General features: G+C 61.8%; 15 protein-coding genes and 1 pseudogene. 14 read left to right on the forward strand and 2 right to left on the reverse strand.

Annotation, left to right across the window (positions count from 1 at the left end):
• Positions 1 to 427: 427 nt before the first annotated feature.
• The gene (gene aceA / locus FGE05_RS08500) at positions 428 to 1,753 is read left to right on the forward strand and encodes an isocitrate lyase (protein WP_041021072.1); all 1,326 of its coding nucleotides are present in this window, start codon (positions 428 to 430) and stop codon (positions 1,751 to 1,753) included.
• A 95-nt stretch (positions 1,754 to 1,848) separates the two neighbouring features.
• Here aceA and FGE05_RS30320 read toward each other — a convergent pair whose 3' ends face one another.
• Both FGE05_RS30320 and FGE05_RS30325 read right to left on the reverse strand, forming a co-directional pair.
• On the reverse strand, positions 1,849 to 2,766 hold the full coding sequence (locus FGE05_RS30320; protein ID WP_373682450.1) for a methyl-accepting chemotaxis protein: 918 nt from the start codon (positions 2,764 to 2,766) through the stop codon (positions 1,849 to 1,851).
• Positions 2,752 to 3,771 (reverse strand): annotated as a pseudogene (locus FGE05_RS30325) (methyl-accepting chemotaxis protein); the annotation flags it as partial. The pseudogene FGE05_RS30325 and the gene FGE05_RS30320, both read right to left, overlap by 15 nt.
• Positions 3,772 to 4,472: 701 nt before the next feature.
• On the opposite strand from FGE05_RS30325, the gene FGE05_RS08510 reads away from it, so the two are divergent.
• From FGE05_RS08510 to nuoN, 13 genes are all read left to right on the forward strand, one after another.
• Entirely contained in the window at positions 4,473 to 4,886 is a 414-nt protein-coding gene (locus FGE05_RS08510) for an NADH-quinone oxidoreductase subunit A (RefSeq protein WP_024779313.1), read from the forward strand.
• A gap of 10 nt (positions 4,887 to 4,896) precedes the next feature.
• Positions 4,897 to 5,571 (forward strand): NADH-quinone oxidoreductase subunit B family protein, encoded by a 675-nt coding sequence (locus FGE05_RS08515; protein ID WP_024779314.1) that lies wholly within the window; start codon positions 4,897 to 4,899, stop codon positions 5,569 to 5,571.
• 73 nt (positions 5,572 to 5,644) lie between these two features.
• Positions 5,645 to 7,429: an NADH-quinone oxidoreductase subunit C/D gene (gene nuoC, locus FGE05_RS08520; RefSeq protein ID WP_030141321.1), complete on the forward strand. Its 1,785-nt coding sequence runs from the start codon at positions 5,645 to 5,647 to the stop codon at positions 7,427 to 7,429.
• Positions 7,430 to 7,431: 2 nt separating this feature from the next.
• The gene (gene nuoE, locus FGE05_RS08525) at positions 7,432 to 7,929 is read left to right on the forward strand and encodes an NADH-quinone oxidoreductase subunit NuoE (RefSeq protein ID WP_024779316.1); all 498 of its coding nucleotides are present in this window, start codon (positions 7,432 to 7,434) and stop codon (positions 7,927 to 7,929) included.
• Positions 7,926 to 9,284, forward strand: a complete 1,359-nt coding sequence (nuoF, locus tag FGE05_RS08530; RefSeq protein WP_024779317.1) for an NADH-quinone oxidoreductase subunit NuoF — start codon at positions 7,926 to 7,928, stop codon at positions 9,282 to 9,284. The genes nuoE and nuoF overlap by 4 nt, the downstream gene beginning before the upstream one ends.
• 137 nt (positions 9,285 to 9,421) lie before the next feature.
• On the forward strand, positions 9,422 to 12,136 hold the full coding sequence (gene nuoG / locus FGE05_RS08535; protein ID WP_139643821.1) for an NADH-quinone oxidoreductase subunit NuoG: 2,715 nt from the start codon (positions 9,422 to 9,424) through the stop codon (positions 12,134 to 12,136).
• Positions 12,133 to 13,140, forward strand: a complete 1,008-nt coding sequence (gene nuoH, locus FGE05_RS08540) for an NADH-quinone oxidoreductase subunit NuoH (RefSeq protein ID WP_139643823.1) — start codon at positions 12,133 to 12,135, stop codon at positions 13,138 to 13,140. Before nuoG ends, nuoH begins: the two co-directional genes overlap by 4 nt.
• An 11-nt stretch (positions 13,141 to 13,151) precedes the next feature.
• The gene (gene nuoI, locus FGE05_RS08545; RefSeq protein ID WP_024779320.1) at positions 13,152 to 13,700 is read left to right on the forward strand and encodes an NADH-quinone oxidoreductase subunit NuoI; all 549 of its coding nucleotides are present in this window, start codon (positions 13,152 to 13,154) and stop codon (positions 13,698 to 13,700) included.
• A gap of 9 nt (positions 13,701 to 13,709) precedes the next feature.
• Positions 13,710 to 14,210 carry an NADH-quinone oxidoreductase subunit J gene (gene nuoJ, locus FGE05_RS08550; RefSeq protein WP_024779321.1) on the forward strand — a complete coding sequence of 167 codons (501 nt, stop codon included), beginning with the start codon at positions 13,710 to 13,712 and terminating at the stop codon, positions 14,208 to 14,210.
• A gap of 4 nt (positions 14,211 to 14,214) precedes the next feature.
• Positions 14,215 to 14,523 (forward strand): NADH-quinone oxidoreductase subunit NuoK, encoded by a 309-nt coding sequence (nuoK, locus tag FGE05_RS08555; protein WP_017131317.1) that lies wholly within the window; start codon positions 14,215 to 14,217, stop codon positions 14,521 to 14,523.
• On the forward strand, positions 14,520 to 16,373 hold the full coding sequence (gene nuoL / locus FGE05_RS08560; RefSeq protein ID WP_139643828.1) for an NADH-quinone oxidoreductase subunit L: 1,854 nt from the start codon (positions 14,520 to 14,522) through the stop codon (positions 16,371 to 16,373). Before nuoK ends, nuoL begins: the two co-directional genes overlap by 4 nt.
• Before the next feature lie 39 nt (positions 16,374 to 16,412).
• Positions 16,413 to 17,945 carry an NADH-quinone oxidoreductase subunit M gene (gene nuoM / locus FGE05_RS08565; protein WP_024779324.1) on the forward strand — a complete coding sequence of 511 codons (1,533 nt, stop codon included), beginning with the start codon at positions 16,413 to 16,415 and terminating at the stop codon, positions 17,943 to 17,945.
• 7 nt (positions 17,946 to 17,952) lie between these two features.
• On the forward strand, positions 17,953 to 19,416 hold the full coding sequence (gene nuoN / locus FGE05_RS08570) for an NADH-quinone oxidoreductase subunit NuoN (RefSeq protein ID WP_024779325.1): 1,464 nt from the start codon (positions 17,953 to 17,955) through the stop codon (positions 19,414 to 19,416).
• Positions 19,417 to 19,481 lie beyond the last annotated feature (65 nt).

The following is a 19,481-nucleotide window of genomic DNA, read 5'->3' on the forward strand; positions in this document are numbered from 1 at the left end:
AAAACGTTTGACGAGCCAAAAAACCGAAGGCATGATGGCCTCGCTCCCGCTAATCAGGGGCCCTGGCAAGGGCCTTCGGGTCGCCGCTTGCAACTACCCCGCAAGCCGATTCGTGTCTGTACCGCCCACAAGGTGTGTTTGACGAGGTTGCGACTGGAACGAAGTTGTCCCGAGGGACGGAAGCGTAACTAGGTAACCCGGCATCACTCTGAGTTCGTACAAGGGCCCACGACGCCCGAATGCGCCCGCAGTCCGCCTCTACCTGCTCACTTTCCCCTCGAGCCCATCGTTCATCCCGTCGCCTCCCCGCCTGAACCGACTTGTATGCCCGGCCCCCTGGCCAGCGAGCAGCCTTCTTCGCCAACGACTGGCGGATCGGCAGGAGCAGGAATCTTCCACACCCGACGATGCGACGAGGTTTATTTCCATGGCACTGACACGCGAACAGCAAATTGCAGCCCTTGAAAAAGACTGGGCTGAGAACCCACGCTGGAAAGGCGTGAAGCGCAATTATTCCGCTGCTGACGTCGTCCGCCTGCGTGGCTCGGTTCAACCTGAGCACACCTTTGCGAAAATGGGCGCCGAAAAGCTGTGGAACCTGGTGACCCAGGGCGCCAAGCCATCCTTCCGTCCCGAGAAAGATTTCGTCAACTGCATGGGCGCCCTGACCGGCGGCCAGGCCGTACAGCAAGTCAAGGCCGGCATCCAGGCGATCTACCTGTCGGGCTGGCAAGTGGCTGCGGACAACAACTCCGCCGAGTCGATGTACCCTGACCAGTCGCTGTACCCAGTAGATTCGGTTCCGACCGTGGTCAAGCGCATCAACAACTCGTTCCGTCGCGCCGACCAGATCCAGTGGAAAGCCGGCAAGAACCCGGGCGACGAAGGCTACATCGACTACTTCGCGCCGATCGTGGCTGACGCCGAAGCCGGTTTCGGCGGCGTCCTGAACGCCTACGAGCTGATGAAGAGCATGATCGAAGCAGGCGCCGCCGGCGTTCACTTCGAAGACCAGCTGGCGTCGGTGAAGAAATGCGGCCACATGGGCGGCAAGGTACTGGTACCGACCCAGGAAGCCGTGCAGAAGCTGACCGCTGCCCGCCTGGCCGCCGACGTTGCCGGTGTACCGACCATCATCCTGGCCCGTACCGACGCCAACGCCGCCGACCTGCTGACTTCCGACTGCGACCCGTACGACCAGCCGTTCGTGACCGGCACCCGCACCCAGGAAGGTTTCTACAAGGTTCGCGCCGGCCTTGACCAGGCCATCGCCCGCGGCCTGGCCTACGCCCCATACGCCGACCTGATCTGGTGCGAAACCGCCAAGCCAGACCTGGACGAGGCTCGTCGCTTCGCCGAAGCGATCAAGAAGGAATACCCGGACCAGATCCTGTCGTACAACTGCTCGCCTTCCTTCAACTGGAAGAAAAACCTGGACGACGCGACCATCGCCAAGTTCCAGCGCGAACTGTCCGCCATGGGCTACAAGCACCAGTTCATCACCCTGGCCGGCATTCACAACATGTGGCACAGCATGTTCAACCTGGCGCACGACTACGCCCGCAACGACATGACCGCCTACGTGAAGCTGCAGGAGCAGGAATTCGCCGACGCCGCGAAAGGCTACACCTTCGTGGCTCACCAACAGGAAGTGGGCACCGGCTACTTCGACGACATGACCACCGTGATCCAGGGCGGCACTTCGTCGGTGACCGCACTGACCGGCTCCACCGAAGAAGAGCAGTTCCACTGATCGATGGGTAACGGCCCTTGCGGACCGAATAAAAGCTAACCGCAAAGCCGACGATCTGAAGCCCCGACTGGTTCGGGGCTTTTTTTTCGCCGTTTTTACACCTTGAAGTGACTGACCAGTTGCTGCAACTGGTTACCCAGGCGCGCCAGCTCGATGCTGGAAGCGGCGGTTTCTTCGCTGGCCGAGGCGGTCTGTTCGGATACATCGCGCACGCTCAGGATACTGCGACTGATGTCCTCGGCCACCGAGCTTTGTTGCACCGCAGCAGCGGCAATCTGCTGGTTCATGGCCTGGATGCCAGAAACCGCCTGGGTGATGTTGCCCAGGGAGATGCCAGCCTTGCCGGCCAATTCCACACTACTGTCGGTCAGTTCGCGGCTATTTCGCATGATGCTCGACACCTGGCGCGTGCCGTTCTGCAAGCCCGCCACCAGGCTTTCAATCTCTTCGGTGGAATGCTGGGTACGCTGGGCCAGCCCACGTACTTCGTCGGCGACCACCGCAAAACCGCGCCCGGCGTCACCCGCGCGAGCAGCCTCAATGGCGGCGTTAAGGGCCAACAAGTTGGTCTGCTCAGCCACCGCCTTGATCACGTCCATGATCTTGCCGATGCGCGCGCTTTCTTGCTCCAAGTCATCCATGGCATCGACGGAGCGCCCGACTTCGCTGGCCAAGCGCTCGATCTGAACGATGGCCTGCGCGACGACCTGGTCGCCAATACGGGCCTGTGCATCGGCCTCTGAGGCGACCGTACAAGCCTGCTCGGCATTACGCGCGACTTCATGCACGGTGGCGGACATTTCGTGCATGGCGGTAGCCACCTGGTCGGTCTCGGTCTTCTGACTATTGACCCCGGCACTGGTCTGCTCGGTGACGGCCGATAACTCTTCGGCGGCGCTGGCGATCTGAGTGACGCCATCGCGGATACCACCGATCAGGTCGCGCAACGTGGTGCCCATGCGCTGGATGCCTTGCTGCAAGACACCCAGTTCATCACTACGGGTCACGACCATGTCTTGCGTGAGATCACCTGCTGCAATGCGATCGACCACAGCCAAGGTGTCCTGCAACGGCCGCGTAATCTGGCGAGTGATGATCATGGCCGCAAGGATCCCCAACAGCATCGCCAAGGCCGTACAGCTCAGTTGCAGGATGCGGGCCTGGGCGCTGTCTTCGTCACGGGAGACCAGTTGGCTGGCATACATTTCTTCAGACAGACGGGTAATGGTCTCGCCCAAATCGATGGTGTCCTGCACAGCCTTCTCAATGGCCTGGTTGCTGGCGGTGAAATTCTGCACCGAACGGCGGTAGGCAATCAGTGCGGTTTCCAGCTGCCTGATGGTGTCGGCATAGGCCGGGCCGAAAGCGCCATTGAGGGTTTCAATGCCCTTGAGCGCATTTTCGATCTGGCGGTTGGCGGCTTGTTCGGTGGTGCTGTTGGGGTTGCCGGTGTAGCCACGCACCTCATAGCGCACCAAGGCCACGTCCTCCTTGGCCTTGAGGATGATCCTGTACAACTCGAACCGTCGCTCATCCGAAGCAGGCATTGCTTCTACATCATTGATGACCTTGGCAATCAGCGCGGCCCCCTTGACCGCATTGACACCCATCTCCTTGCGCATGGCTGCGTCATTGCGATAAGCCTCGCGCATCGCATTCAGTGCCACTTGATACTGCGTGCTGGCCTGCTCGATCAGCGCAAGTTTTTTCAGGTTTTCAGCTTTCTTCAACTCGCTTGCAAGGCTTTTCTGCTTGGCGACAAACTGCTCCAGCGCCGCCTGGATCAATGCCCCCTTTTGTTCATCGCCCTTGTCCAGTTGGTATTGCAAGCGAGCCCTGCGCAGGAGATCAAGACGGTTGCCGAGTTCGGTAATGCTGGTCATTCGATCAGTGCGCTCAATCATTTTTCCCAGGCTGAACCAGCCGGTCGCGGCAAGGACAGCGGTCAGAAGCAGCACAACGGCAAAGCCCAAAGCCAACTTGAGCATGACGCTAATATTCGCGAGCCAAGAATTCATGACATTCCTTTGGTAATCAGCCGCGAACGATGAAGCTGACGCAGCTATGAAGGGAGCGATTGTCTAACCGGCATTGATATAGATGATTAGATGAGTGAATCGCAAAGATAGCTATTTGCCATCAATCCTTCAAGGCTCTAGACCAGGCCTCGTGCCGATTTTTGCTGGCAAAGAGCTTTTGCTTGATGCCCCAATGCCCCGAGACCGCGTTGCTGACAGCGCGAACAAGCCTGGCTTCCACGGGAGCGGCCATCATGCAGATCCAACCCTTACCGAGCCCTTCCCTTCGACGCGCCCATAGAAAAATTGATCGAACGCAGTAACAGGCAGTCTGAAAAAGAGTAAAACGGCCGGCGCTGACAATTGCAGTAGCCACCCTGTAAGAAAAGTTCTCAGCTACTGCACCGGGTTATTGATGAAAAGCCCGGACAAACAATAATAATTATCATTTGAAAGGCATTATCATTGTTACAGCGCACACGAAATAAAGTCGATGATTTATCGGCCAATGCCCGCTGGGCCTGGGCTGCGCAGCCTTGGAGGTGCGCTATGTCCTTATTCCATTAAATAATTTCGCTATAGGAATTTTACTTGCCCGGTGTTTAGCCATAAAATCACCGCGATTGATTGCTGCGACATATCGTCACTGCGTTATTTCTTTCAAGCTCAGAGGCCTTTGCCCTCTGTTAAGGATTTCCAGCATGCCCGAAGCGACAGGACTCATGGCCCACAACTGGGGCTTTGCCATTTTCCTTCTGGGTGTCGTCGGCCTGTGTGCCTTCATGCTCGGGCTGTCGAGTCTGCTCGGGTCAAAAGCCTGGGGCCGCAGCAAAAACGAACCGTTCGAGTCCGGCATGCTGCCTACCGGTGGCGCCCGCTTGCGGCTCTCAGCCAAATTCTATCTGGTCGCGATGCTCTTCGTGATCTTCGATATCGAAGCCCTCTTTCTCTTTGCCTGGTCTGTGTCCGTCCGCGAAAGCGGCTGGACCGGATTTGTCGAAGCTCTCGTTTTCATAGCAATTCTGTTGGCAGGTCTTGTCTACCTATTCCGGGTGGGGGCACTTGATTGGGCTCCGGAAGCTCGGCGCAAGCGGCAAGCGAAGCTGAAACAATGAGGCTTTGGCAATGCAATACAATCTCACCAGGATCGACCCCGATGCTCCTAACGAGCAGTATCCGATTGGCGAGCGGGAAACCGTTTCCGATCCGTTAGAAGATCAAGTCCACAAAAACATCTTCATGGGCAAGCTCGAAGACGTGCTGAACAGCACGGTCAACTGGGGTCGCAAGAACTCCCTGTGGCCGTACAACTTCGGCCTTTCGTGCTGCTACGTGGAAATGACCACCGCCTTCACGGCGCCCCACGACATCGCGCGCTTTGGCGCCGAGGTGATCCGGGCATCGCCGCGTCAGGCGGATTTCATGGTTATCGCCGGTACCTGCTTCATCAAGATGGCGCCGATCATCCAGCGTCTCTATGAGCAAATGCTCGAACCGAAGTGGGTCATCTCCATGGGTTCGTGCGCCAACTCCGGTGGCATGTACGACATCTATTCCGTCGTTCAAGGGGTGGACAAGTTCCTGCCCGTGGACGTCTACGTGCCTGGCTGCCCGCCCCGCCCCGAAGCTTTCCTGCAAGGCCTGATGCTGTTGCAGGAATCGATTGGCCAGGAGCGTCGCCCACTGTCCTGGGTCGTTGGCGATCAAGGCGTCTATCGCGCCGAGATGCCGTCGCAAAAGGAACAGCGCCGCGAACAGCGTATCGCAGTCACCAACCTGCGCAGCCCCGACGAAGTCTGATCCAGCTCTGTTCCTGAACAAGAAACACGAACCTGGCTTCATTCTTTACGTTGACCGAAAGCGATAAATAACCATGACTACAGGCAGTGCTCTGTACATCCCGCCCTACAAGGCAGACGACCAGGATGTGGTCGTCGAACTGAACAACCGTTTTGGCCCCGAGGCGTTCACCGCCCAGCCGACCCGCACCGGCATGCCGGTGCTTTGGGTTGCCCGCGCCAAACTCGTCGAAGTCCTGACCTTCCTGCGCAACCTGCCCAAGCCGTACGTCATGCTCTATGACCTGCACGGCGTGGACGAGCGCCTGCGCACCAAGCGCCAGGGCCTGCCCGACGGCGTCGACTTCACCGTGTTCTATCACCTGATGTCGATCGAGCGTAATAGTGACGTAATGATCAAGGTCGCCTTGTCCGAGAGCGACCTCAGCGTACCGACCGTGACCGGCATCTGGCCGAACGCCAACTGGTACGAACGTGAAGTGTGGGACATGTACGGGATCGATTTCCCCGGCCACCCGCACTTGTCGCGCATCATGATGCCGCCGACCTGGGAAGGTCACCCGCTGCGCAAGGACTTCCCGGCCCGTGCCACCGAGTTCGACCCGTTCAGCCTGTCCCTGGCCAAGCAGCAGCTCGAGGAAGAAGCCGCGCGCTTCAAGCCTGAAGACTGGGGCATGAAGCGTTCGGGCGCCAACGAGGACTACATGTTCCTCAACCTGGGCCCGAACCACCCTTCGGCCCACGGTGCGTTCCGCATCATCCTGCAACTGGACGGCGAAGAGATCGTCGACTGCGTCCCGGACATCGGCTATCACCACCGTGGCGCCGAGAAAATGGCCGAGCGCCAATCCTGGCACAGCTACATTCCGTACACCGACCGCATCGACTACCTCGGCGGCGTGATGAACAACCTGCCGTACGTGCTTTCGGTCGAAAAACTGGCCGGGATCAAAGTGCCGGACCGGGTCGACGTCATCCGCATCATGATGGCCGAGTTCTTCCGTATCACCAGCCACCTGCTGTTCCTGGGCACCTACATCCAGGACGTGGGCGCCATGACGCCGGTGTTCTTCACCTTCACCGACCGCCAGAAGGCGTACACGGTGATCGAAGCCATTACCGGTTTCCGCCTGCACCCGGCCTGGTACCGCATCGGTGGCGTTGCCCACGATCTGCCACGTGGCTGGGAAAAGCTGGTCAAGGACTTCGTCGAGTGGATGCCCAAGCGCCTGGACGAATACACCAAGGCCGCCTTGCAGAACAGCATCCTCAAGGGCCGTACCATCGGTGTCGCCGCCTACAACACCAAGGAAGCCCTGGAATGGGGCGTCACCGGTGCAGGCCTGCGTTCCACCGGTTGCGACTTCGACCTGCGCAAGGCACGCCCCTACTCCGGCTACGAGAACTTCGAATTCGAAGTACCGCTGGCGGCCAACGGCGATGCCTATGACCGCTGCATGGTTCGCGTCGAGGAAATGCGCCAGAGTGTCAAGATCATCGAGCAATGCATGCGCAACATGCCGGAAGGCCCGTACAAGGCGGATCACCCGCTGACCACGCCGCCGCCCAAGGAGCGCACGCTGCAGCACATCGAGACCCTGATCACGCACTTCCTGCAGGTTTCGTGGGGCCCGGTCATGCCGGCCAACGAGTCCTTCCAGATGATCGAAGCGACCAAGGGCATCAACAGTTATTACCTGACGAGCGACGGCGGCACCATGAGCTACCGTACCCGGATCCGCACCCCAAGCTACCCGCACCTGCAGCAGATCCCTTCGGTGATCAAAGGCAGCATGGTCGCGGACTTGATCGCGTACCTGGGTAGTATCGATTTCGTTATGGCCGACGTGGACCGCTAAGCATGAACAGCACGCTTATCCAGACAGACCGTTTCGCCCTGAGCGAAACCGAGCGCTCGGCCATCGAGCACGAGCTGCATCACTACGAAGACCCGCGCGCGGCGTCGATCGAAGCCCTGAAGATCGTCCAGAAGGAACGTGGCTGGGTGCCTGACGGCGCGCTCTACGCCATCGGCGAGATCCTCGGCATCCCGGCGAGCGACGTCGAAGGCGTCGCCACCTTCTACAGCCAGATCTTCCGCCAGCCCGTAGGCCGCCACATCATTCGCGTCTGCGACAGCATGGTCTGCTACATCGGTGGCCACGAATCCGTGGTCAGCGAAATCCAGAGCAAGCTGGGCATCGGCCTCGGCCAGACCACCGCCGACGGCCGCTTCACGCTGCTGCCGGTGTGCTGCCTGGGCAATTGCGACAAGGCCCCGGCGCTGATGATCGACGACGACACCTTCGGTGACGTTGCACCCGCTGGCGTCGCCAAATTGCTGGAGGGCTACGTATGACCCTGACTTCCTTCGGGCCCGCCAACCGCATCAAGCGCTCGGCCGAAACCCATCCCCTGACCTGGCGCCTGCGTGACGACGGCGAAGCCGTGTGGCTGGACGAGTACCAGGCCAAGAACGGCTACGCCGCCGCGCGCAAGGCGTTCGCCGACATGGCCCAGGACGACATCGTCCAGACCGTGAAGGACTCCGGCCTCAAGGGTCGCGGCGGTGCGGGCTTCCCCACCGGCGTGAAGTGGGGCCTGATGCCCAAGGACGAATCCATCGACATCCGCTACCTGCTCTGCAACGCGGATGAAATGGAACCCAATACCTGGAAGGACCGCATGCTGATGGAGCAACTGCCCCATCTGCTGATCGAAGGCATGCTGATCAGCGCCCGTGCGCTGAAAACCTACCGTGGCTACATCTTCCTGCGCGGCGAATACACCACCGCCGCCAAGCACCTGAACCGTGCCGTGGAAGAAGCCAAGGCTGCGGGCCTCCTGGGCAAGAACATCCTGGGCAGCGGCTTCGATTTCGAGCTGTTCGTCCACACCGGTGCCGGGCGTTACATCTGCGGTGAAGAAACCGCACTGATCAACTCCCTGGAAGGCCGCCGCGCCAACCCGCGTTCCAAACCGCCCTTCCCTGCCGCCGTGGGCGTGTGGGGCAAGCCGACCTGCGTGAACAACGTCGAGACCCTGTGCAACGTGCCGGCGATCATCGCCGACGGCGTGGACTGGTACAAATCCCTGGCCCGCGACGGCAGCGAAGACATGGGCACCAAGCTCATGGGCTTCTCCGGCAAGGTCAAGAACCCCGGCCTGTGGGAACTGCCCTTCGGCGTCACCGGCCGCGAGCTGTTCGAGGATTACGCCGGCGGCATGCGCGACGGCTACAAGCTCAAGTGCTGGCAGCCCGGCGGTGCCGGTACCGGTTTCCTGTTGCCGGAACACCTGGACGCACAAATGTATGCCGGCGGCATCGCCAAGGTGGGCACCCGGATGGGTACCGGCCTGGCCATGGCGGTGGACGACAGCGTCAACATGGTTTCGCTGCTGCGCAACATGGAGCAGTTTTTCTCCCGTGAGTCCTGCGGCTTCTGCACCCCTTGCCGCGATGGCCTGCCCTGGAGCGTCAAGCTGCTGATGGCCATCGAGAACGGCGAAGGCCAGCCCGGCGACATCGAGACCCTGCTGGGTCTGGTGGGTTTCCTCGGCCCAGGCAAGACCTTCTGTGCTCACGCACCGGGTGCCGTGGAGCCGTTGGGCAGCGCGATCAAATACTTCCGCTCTGAATTCGAGGCCGGCATCGCGCCTACCCGCGCAGGCGATCTCAATCAGGTGGTCACGCCGACCATGGTCGGCGCGTAACACGCTTAAGAAGGCGAAGGGTCCGTGCCCTTCGCCTTTCGTCCGATGACGCCTTTGCAGGCTGTTTGGATTCGGACGAACGACAAGATTCCATTAGCCACGCCCGCTGACACCGGGCCAACGAAGAACTTTGAACCATGGCCACTATCCACGTAGACGGCAAAGCGCTCGAAGTCGACGGGGCAGACAACCTGTTACAGGCATGTCTGTCGCTAGGCCTCGACATCCCATATTTCTGCTGGCATCCCGCGCTTGGTAGCGTCGGGGCCTGCCGCCAGTGCGCGGTCAAGCAGTACACCGACGAGAACGACACCCGTGGTCGGATCGTCATGTCCTGCATGACCCCCGCCACCGACAACACCTGGATCTCCATCGACGATGAAGAATCCAAGGCGTTCCGCGCCAGTGTCGTCGAATGGCTGATGACCAATCACCCGCACGACTGCCCGGTCTGCGAGGAAGGCGGTCACTGCCACCTGCAAGACATGACCGTGATGACCGGCCACAACGAGCGCCGTTATCGCTTCAAGAAACGCACCCACCAGAACCAGCAACTGGGCCCGTTCATCTCCCACGAGATGAACCGCTGCATCGCCTGCTACCGCTGCGTGCGCTATTACAAGGACTACGCCGGCGGCACCGACCTGGGCGTGTTCGGCGCCCACGACAACGTGTACTTCGGTCGCGTTGAAGACGGCACCCTGGAAAGCGAATTCTCCGGCAACCTCACCGAGGTCTGCCCGACCGGTGTGTTCACCGACAAGACCCACTCCGAGCGCTACAACCGCAAGTGGGACATGCAGTTCTCGCCAAGCATCTGCCACGGCTGCTCCAGCGGTTGCAACATCAGCCCGGGCGAGCGCTACGGCGAACTGCGTCGCATCGAGAACCGCTACAACGGTTCGGTGAACCAGTATTTCCTGTGCGACCGCGGCCGCTTCGGCTACGGCTACGTCAACCGCACGGACCGCCCACGCCAGCCGCTGCTGGCCGACGGTACCAAGCTGAGCCTGGACGCCGCCCTGGACAAGGCCGCCGAACTGCTGCGCGGCCGCAACATTGTCGGTATCGGTTCGCCACGGGCCAGCCTGGAAAGCAACTACGCACTGCGTGAACTGGTCGGCGCCGAGCACTTCTACAGCGGTATCGAAGCCGCTGAGCTGGAGCGCATCCGCCTGGTGTTGCAAGTGCTCAAGGACAGCCCGCTGCCCGTGCCGACGATGCGTGACATCGAAGACCACGACGCCGTGTTCGTTCTCGGCGAAGACCTCACCCAGACCGCCGCACGCATGGCCCTGGCCCTGCGCCAGTCGGTCAAGGGCAAGGCCGAAGACATGGCCGACGCCATGCGCGTCCAGCCGTGGCTCGACGCTGCCGTGAAGAACATCGGCCAGCATGAGCTGAACCCGCTGTTCATCGCCAGCCTGGCTGAAACCAAGCTCGACGACGTCGCCGAGGAATGCGTTCACGCCGCCCCTGACGACCTGGCGCGCATCGGCTTTGCCGTGGCCCACGCCCTGGACGCCAGCGCCCCGGCCGTCGAAGGCCTGGACAGCGAAGCGACCGCCCTGGTCCAGCGCATCGCCGACGCCCTGCTGGCGGCCAAGCGTCCGCTGGTGATCGCCGGTACCTCCCTGGGCTCCAAGGCCCTGATCGAGGCCGCCGCCAACATCGCCAAGGCCCTGAAACTGCGCGAGAAGAACGGTTCCATCAGCCTGGTCGTGCCGGAAGCCAACAGCCTCGGCCTGGCCATGCTCGGTGGCGAATCGGTGGATGCAGCCCTGCAAGCCGTGATCGACGGCAGCGCCGACGCCATCGTGGTGCTGGAGAACGACCTGTACACCCGCACCGACAAAGCCCGTGTGGACGCCGCGCTGAACGCCGCGAAAGTGGTGATCGTCGCCGACCACCAGAAGACCGCCACCACCGACCGCGCCCACCTGGTGCTGCCGGCGGCGAGCTTCGCCGAAGGCGACGGTACGCTGGTCAGCCAGGAAGGCCGCGCCCAGCGCTTCTTCCAGGTCTTCGATCCGCAATACCTGGACGCCAGCATCCTGGTCCACGAAGGCTGGCGCTGGCTGCACGCCCTGCGCGCCACCCTGCTGAACCAGCCGATCGACTGGACGCAACTCGACCACGTCACTGCTGCCTGTGCCTCGAGCACCGCGCAACTGGCCGGCATCGTCGACGCCGCGCCGTCCGCCTCGTTCCGCATCAAGGGCCTGAAACTGGCACGTGAACCGCTGCGTTACTCCGGCCGCACCGCCATGCGCGCGAACATCAACGTTCACGAACCACGCACCCCGCAGGACCAGGACACCGCGTTCGCCTTCTCCATGGAAGGTTACTCGGGCTCCGCCGAACCGCGCTCGCAAGTGCCGTTCGCCTGGTCGCCGGGCTGGAACTCGCCGCAGGCCTGGAACAAGTTCCAGGACGAAGTCGGTGGTCACCTGCGTGCCGGTGATCCAGGCACCCGCCTGATCGAAAGCCAGGGCGATGGCCTGAGCTGGTTCGCCAGCGTACCGCGTGCCTTCAACCCGGCACCGGGCACCTGGCAGGTCGTGCCGTTCCATCACCTGTTCGGCAGCGAAGAGAACTCTTCCAAGGCCGCGCCGGTTCAGGAACGCATCCCGGCCGCCTACGTGGCGCTGGCCAAGTCCGAAGCCGACCGCCTGGGTGTCAACGATGGCGCCCTGCTGAGCCTGAACGTGGCCGGCCAGACCCTGCGTCTGCCGCTGCGCATCAATGAAGAACTGGGCGCCGGCCTGGTGGCCCTGCCGGCTGGCCTGGCGGGAATCCCGCCGGCGGTGTTCGGTAAAACCGTCGACGGTCTGCAGGAGGCAGCGCAATGAGCTGGTTCACCCCTGAAGTGATCGCTGTGATCCTGACGGTCCTCAAGGCCATCGTGATCCTGCTGGCCGTGGTGGTCACAGGCGCGCTGCTGAGCTTTGTCGAACGTCGCCTGCTGGGCTGGTGGCAGGACCGCTACGGTCCGAACCGCGTCGGCCCGTACGGCATGTTCCAGATCGCCGCCGACATGATCAAGATGTTCTTCAAGGAAGACTGGACACCACCGTTTGCCGACAAGGTGATCTTCACCCTGGCACCGGTGGTGGCCATGAGCGCCTTGCTGATCGCCTTCGCGATCATCCCGATCACCCCGACCTGGGGCGTGGCGGACCTGAACATCGGCCTGCTGTTCTTCTTCGCCATGGCCGGCCTGTCGGTGTACGCGGTGCTGTTCGCCGGCTGGTCGAGCAACAACAAGTTCGCCCTGCTGGGCAGCCTGCGGGCTTCGGCCCAGACCGTGTCCTATGAAGTGTTCATGGGTCTGGCGCTGATGGGCGTGGTGGTCCAGGCCGGTTCGTTCAACATGCGCGACATCGTCGAGTACCAGGCCCAGCACCTGTGGTTCATCATTCCGCAGTTCTTCGGCTTCTGTACGTTCTTCGTCGCTGGCGTGGCGGTGACTCACCGTCACCCGTTCGACCAGCCGGAAGCGGAACAGGAACTGGCCGACGGTTACCACATTGAATATGCCGGCATGAAATGGGGCATGTTCTTCGTGGGCGAGTACATCGGTATCGTCCTGATCTCGGCACTGCTGGTGACGTTGTTCTTCGGCGGCTGGCACGGTCCGTTCGACATCCTGCCGCAACTGTCCTTCGTGTGGTTCGCCCTGAAGACCGCGTTCTTCATCATGCTGTTCGTTTTGCTGCGCGCCTCGATCCCGCGCCCACGCTACGACCAGGTGATGGACTTCAGCTGGAAATTCTGCCTGCCGCTGACCCTGATCAATTTGCTGGTGACCGCTGCGATCGTGTTGATGAACACGCCTGCGGCCGCGGTTCAGTGAGGATTTGACCCATGTTCAAATATATTGGCGACATCGTTAAGGGTACCGGTACCCAACTGCGAAGCCTGGTCATGATCTTCGGCCATGGCTTTCGCAAGCGCGACACCCTGCAATACCCGGAAGAGCCGGTCTACCTGGCACCGCGTTACCGCGGCCGCATCGTCCTGACCCGCGACCCCGACGGCGAAGAGCGCTGCGTAGCGTGCAACCTGTGCGCCGTGGCCTGCCCGGTAGGCTGCATCTCGCTGCAGAAAGCTGAAACCGAAGACGGTCGCTGGTACCCGGACTTCTTCCGCATCAACTTCTCGCGCTGCATTTTCTGCGGCCTCTGCGAGGAAGCATGCCCGACCACCGCGATCCAGCTCACGCCGGATTTCGAAATGGCGGATTTCAAACGTCAGGACCTGGTGTACGAGAAAGAAGATCTGCTGATTTCCGGTCCCGGTAAAAACCCTGATTACAACTTCTATCGTGTTGCAGGTATGGCCATTGCCGGTAAGCCGAAAGGCGCCGCGCAGAACGAAGCCGAACCGATCAACGTGAAGAGCTTGCTGCCTTAAGGAAGAAAGATGGAATTCGCTTTCTATTTCGCATCGGGTATCGCGGTGGTGTCCACGCTTCGTGTGGTCACCAACACCAACCCCATACATGCCCTGCTCTACCTGATCATTTCGCTCATCGCCGTGGCCATGACCTTCTTCGCTCTCGGCGCGCCGTTCGCCGGGGCCTTGGAAGTGATCGCCTACGCCGGCGCCATCATGGTGCTGTTCGTGTTCGTGGTGATGATGCTGAACCTCGGCCCGGCCTCGGTCCAGCAGGAGCGCAACTGGCTCAAGCCCGGTATCTGGGCGGGGCCGGTGATTCTCGCCGCCCTGCTGCTGGGTGAACTGCTGTATGTGCTGTTCGCTCACCAGAGCGGCCAGGCCATCGGCCACACCACCGTAGGCGCCAAGACCGTGGGCATCAGCCTGTTCGGTCCGTACCTGCTGGTGGTCGAACTCGCCTCGATGCTGCTGCTTGCCGCAGCCGTCACGGCGTTCCATTTGGGCCGTAACGAGGCGAAGGAGTAATCACATGCCTGCTATCCCTCTCGAACACGGTCTGGCGGTTGCCGGCATCCTGTTCTGTCTCGGTCTGGTCGGCCTGATGGTCCGCCGCAACATTCTGTTCGTGCTGATGAGCCTGGAGGTCATGATGAATGCCGCCGCCCTGGCCTTCATCGTCGCGGGCGCTCGCTGGGCGCAGCCCGATGGACAGATCATGTTCATCCTGGTGATCAGCCTGGCAGCCGCCGAGGCCAGTATCGGCCTGGCGATCCTGTTGCAGCTGTATCGCCGCTTCCACACGCTCGATATCGACGCTGCCAGTGAGATGCGCGGATGAACATGATCTTTCTGACTTTCGTATTTCCCCTGATTGGTTTCCTGCTGCTGGCGTTCTCCCGTGGACGTCTCTCGGAAAATCTTTCGGCCCTGATCGGCGTCGGCTCCATCGGCCTGTCGGCGATTGTCGCCGCCTACGTGATCTGGCAATTCAACGTCGCACCGCCCGAAGGTGGTCACTACACCCTGGTGCTGTGGCAATGGATGGCGGTGGAAGGTTTCACGCCGAACTTCGCCCTGTACATCGACGGCCTGTCGGTCACCATGCTGGGCGTCGTGGTCGGCGTGGGTTTCCTGATCCACCTGTTCGCGTCCTGGTACATGCGCGGTGAAGCCGGTTACTCGCGCTTCTTCGCCTACACCAACCTGTTCATCGCCAGCATGCTGTTCCTGGTGCTTGGCGATAACCTGTTGTTCCTGTACTTCGGCTGGGAAGGCGTGGGCCTGTGCTCGTACCTGTTGATCGGTTTCTACTACAGCAACCGCAACAACGGCAACGCGGCACTCAAGGCGTTCATCGTCACCCGCATCGGCGACGTGTTCATGGCCATCGGCCTGTTCATCCTGTTCCAGCAACTGGGCACGCTGAACATCCAGGAACTGCTGGTCAAGGCACCCGAGCACTTCAAGGTCGGCGACTTCTGGATCGTCCTGGCGACCCTGATGCTGCTGGGCGGCGCTGTCGGTAAATCCGCGCAACTGCCGCTGCAGACCTGGTTGGCGGACGCGATGGCCGGCCCTACGCCGGTATCGGCTCTGATCCACGCTGCCACCATGGTGACCGCTGGCGTCTACCTGATCGCCCGTACCCATGGCCTGTTCGCCCTGGCGCCGGACATCCTCCACCTGGTGGGCATCGTCGGCGGCGTGACCCTGGTACTGGCCGGCTTTGCCGCCCTGGTACAGACCGACATCAAGCGGATCCTCGCCTACTCCACCATGAGCCAGATCGGCTACATGTTCCTGGCCCTGGGCGTCGGTGCCTGGGAAGGCGCGATCTTCCACCTGATGACCCACGCCTTCTTCAAGGCCCTGCTGTTCCTTGCTTCCGGTGCGGTGATCGTTGCCTGCCACCACGAGCAGAACATTTTCAAGATGGGCGGCCTGTGGAAGAAACTGCCGTTGGCCTACGCCAGCTTCATCGTCGGCGGCGCGGCCCTGGCGGCCCTGCCACTGGTGACCGCCGGCTTCTACTCCAAGGACGAGATCCTCTGGGAAGCGTTCGCCAGCGGTAACCAGGGCCTGCTCTATGCCGGCCTGGTGGGTGCGTTCATGACCTCGCTGTACACCTTCCGCCTGATCTTCATCGCGTTCCATGGTGAAGCCAAGACCGAAGCCCACGCCGGCCACGGGATTGCCCATTGGCTGCCGCTGTCGGTGCTGATCGTGCTGTCGACCTTCGTCGGCGCCATGATCACCCCGCCGTTGCACGGTGTACTGCCGGAGAGCGTCGGCCATGCCGGCGGCGAAGCCAAGCACAGCCTGGAAATCGCCTCCGGCGCCATCGCCCTGGCGGGTATCCTGCTGTCCGCCCTGCTGTTCCTGGGCAAGCGTCGCTTCGTCACGGCCATCGCCAACAGCGGCCTCGGCCGTGTCCTTTCGGCCTGGTGGTTCGCTGCCTGGGGCTTCGACTGGATCTACGACAAACTGTTCGTCAAGCCATACCTTGCGATCAGCCACATTCTGCGCAAAGACCCGCTCGACCAGACCATTGGCCTGATCCCGCGCATGGCCAAGGGCGGCCACACTGCCCTGAGCCGTACCGAGACCGGTCAACTGCGTTGGTATGCGGCTTCCATGGCGGCTGGCGCCGTGCTGGTTATCGGCGCCATCGTGCTGGTAGCGGTCTGATATGAACCTTGCGAACTTGCGAAAGGAAACGAGCCCGTCATGATTCTGCCCTGGCTAATCCTGATCCCCTTCATCGGCGGCCTGCTGTGCTGGATCGCGGAGCGCTCCAGCTCCACGCTCCCGCGCTGGATTGCGCTGCTGACCATGTCCCTGGAACTCGCGCTCGGCCTCTGGCTGTGGGCGACCGGTGACTATTCATTCGCCCCGGCCCCTGGTGCCAACCCGACCTGGGCGCTTGAATTCAAGCACCTCTGGATCGAACGCTTCGGCATCAGCGTGCACCTGGCCCTTGATGGCCTGTCGCTGCTGATGATCCTGCTGACCGGCCTGCTGGGTATCCTCTCGGTACTCTGCTCCTGGAAAGAGATCCAGCGTCACGTCGGCTTCTTCCACTTGAACCTGATGTGGATCCTGGGCGGTGTCGTCGGCGTGTTCCTGGCGCTGGACCTGTTCATGTTCTTCTTCTTCTGGGAAATGATGCTGGTGCCGATGTACTTCCTCATCGCGCTCTGGGGTCACAGTTCTTCGGACGGCAAGAAGACCCGGATCTACGCGGCGACCAAGTTCTTCATCTTCACCCAGGCGTCCGGCCTGATCATGTTGGTGGCGATCCTTGGCCTGGTGCTGGTCAACTTCAATAACACCGGCGTGATTACCTTCAACTACGCCGACCTGTTGAAAGTGCAGATGTCGCGCAGCACCGAGTACGTGCTGATGCTGGGCTTCTTCATCGCTTTCGCGGTGAAGCTGCCGGTGGTGCCGTTCCACTCCTGGCTGCCGGATGCCCACGCCCAGGCGCCGACCGCAGGTTCCGTGGACCTGGCCGGTATCTTGCTGAAGACAGCGGCCTACGGCCTGCTGCGTTTCGCCCTGCCGCTGTTCCCCAACGCCTCGGCCGAGTTCGCGCCGATTGCGATGACCCTGGGCCTGATCGGGATCTTCTACGGTGCGTTCCTGGCGTTCGCCCAGACCGACATCAAGCGCCTGATCGCCTTCTCCAGCGTCTCGCACATGGGCTTCGTGCTGATCGGGATCTACTCCGGCAGCCAGCTCGCCCTGCAAGGCGCGGTGATCCAGATGCTCGCCCACGGTCTGTCGGCGGCGGCACTGTTTATCCTCAGCGGCCAGTTGTACGAGCGCCTGCACACCCGGGACATGCGTGAGATGGGTGGCCTATGGTCGCGCATCGCCTACCTGCCGGCCATCAGCCTGTTCTTCGCGGCCGCCTCCCTGGGCCTGCCGGGAACCGGCAACTTCGTCGGCGAGTTCCTGATCCTGATCGGTACCTTCGTCAGCGCGCCGTGGATCATCGCCATCGCCACCTCCGGCCTGGTGTTCGGTTCGGTCTATTCGCTGATCATGATCCACCGCGCCTACTTCGGCCCGTCGAAGTCGGACGAAGTGCTGCGCGGCATGGACGGTCGCGAACTGATCATGGTGCTGGGCCTGGCGATGCTGCTGGTCTACCTCGGCGTCTACCCGCAGCCGTTCCTCGACACGTCTGCCGCCACCATGCATGGCGTGCAGCAGTGGCTCGGCACCGCCTTCTCTCAACTCGCTTCGGCCCGGTAAGAGCGCTATGGAATTCACGATTCAACACTTTATCGCGCTTGCACCGCTGCTGATCACCAGCGCCACGATCATCGTGGTGATGCTGGCGATCGCCTGGCGGCGCAATCACTCACAGACCTTCCTGCTGTCGGTGGCGGGGCTGAACCTGGCCTTGCTGTCGATCCTGCCGGCCCTAAAAGTCGCGCCACTGGCGGTCACGCCGTTGCTGCAGATCGACAGCTTCGCCTGCCTGTACATGGCGTTGATCCTGGTCGCCACCCTGGCCTGTGTCACCCTCGCCCACGCCTACCTCGGCGATGGCGGTTCGGGTTACCCGGGCAACCGTGAAGAACTGTACCTGCTGATCCTGATGGCCGCCGCCGGTGGCCTGGTCCTGGTCAGCGCGCAGCACCTGGCCAGCCTGTTCATCGGCCTGGAACTGCTGTCGGTGCCAGTCTACGGCCTGGTGGCCTACGCCTTCTTCAACAAGCGCTCCCTGGAAGCCGGCATCAAGTACATGGTGCTGTCGGCGGCCGGTTCGGCGTTCCTGTTGTTCGGCATGGCGCTGCTCTACGCGGAAGCCGGTACCCTGAGCTTCGTCGGTATCGGCCAGGCCCTGGCGGCCACCGGCCTGCCTAGCCCGATCGCACAACTGGGCCTGGGCATGATGCTGATCGGCCTGGCGTTCAAGCTGTCGCTGGTACCGTTCCACCTCTGGACCCCGGACGTCTACGAAGGCGCCCCGGCGCCGGTGGCGGCGTTCCTGGCCACGGCCTCGAAAGTGGCGGTGTTCGCGGTGATGGTGCGTCTGTTCCAGATCTCGCCAGTGGCCAGCAGTGGCGTACTGAGCAACGTGCTGACCATCATCGCCATCGTGTCGATCCTGTTCGGTAACCTGCTGGCACTGACCCAGAGCAACCTCAAGCGTCTGCTGGGTTACTCGTCCATCGCCCACTTCGGTTACCTGCTGATCGCCCTGATCGCCAGCAAAGGCCTGGCGGTGGAAGCCATCGGCGTGTACCTGGTCACCTACGTGATCACCAGCCTCGGCGCCTTCGGTGTGATCACCCTGATGTCCTCGCCTTACAACGGCCGTGACGCCGACGCCCTGTACGAATACCGCGGCCTGTTCTGGCGTCGTCCGTACCTGACCGCCGTGCTGACCGTGATGATGCTGTCCCTGGCCGGCATCCCACTGACCGCCGGCTTCATCGGCAAGTTCTACATCGTCGCCACCGGCGTCGAGGCTCACCAATGGTGGCTGGTCGGCTCCCTGGTGCTGGGCAGTGCCATCGGCGTGTTCTACTACCTGCGTGTCATGGTCACCCTGTACCTGATGGAACCCAACCTGCGTCGCCACGACGCCGAGTTGCACTGGGAACAGAAAGCGGGCGGCGTGATGCTGCTGGCCATCGCCATCCTGGCGTTCTTCCTCGGTGTGTACCCACAGCCGTTGCTGACCCTGGTCCAGCAGGCGGGCCTGACAGGCTGATTGCCTGAACCCCGTCGCAGTGAAAAAACCCGTATCGCGAGATGCGGGTTTTTTTATGGCTGTGG

It is taken from the genome of Pseudomonas sp. ICMP22404 (genome assembly GCF_006227205.1).
In the GTDB taxonomy this organism is placed as follows: domain Bacteria; phylum Pseudomonadota; class Gammaproteobacteria; order Pseudomonadales; family Pseudomonadaceae; genus Aquipseudomonas.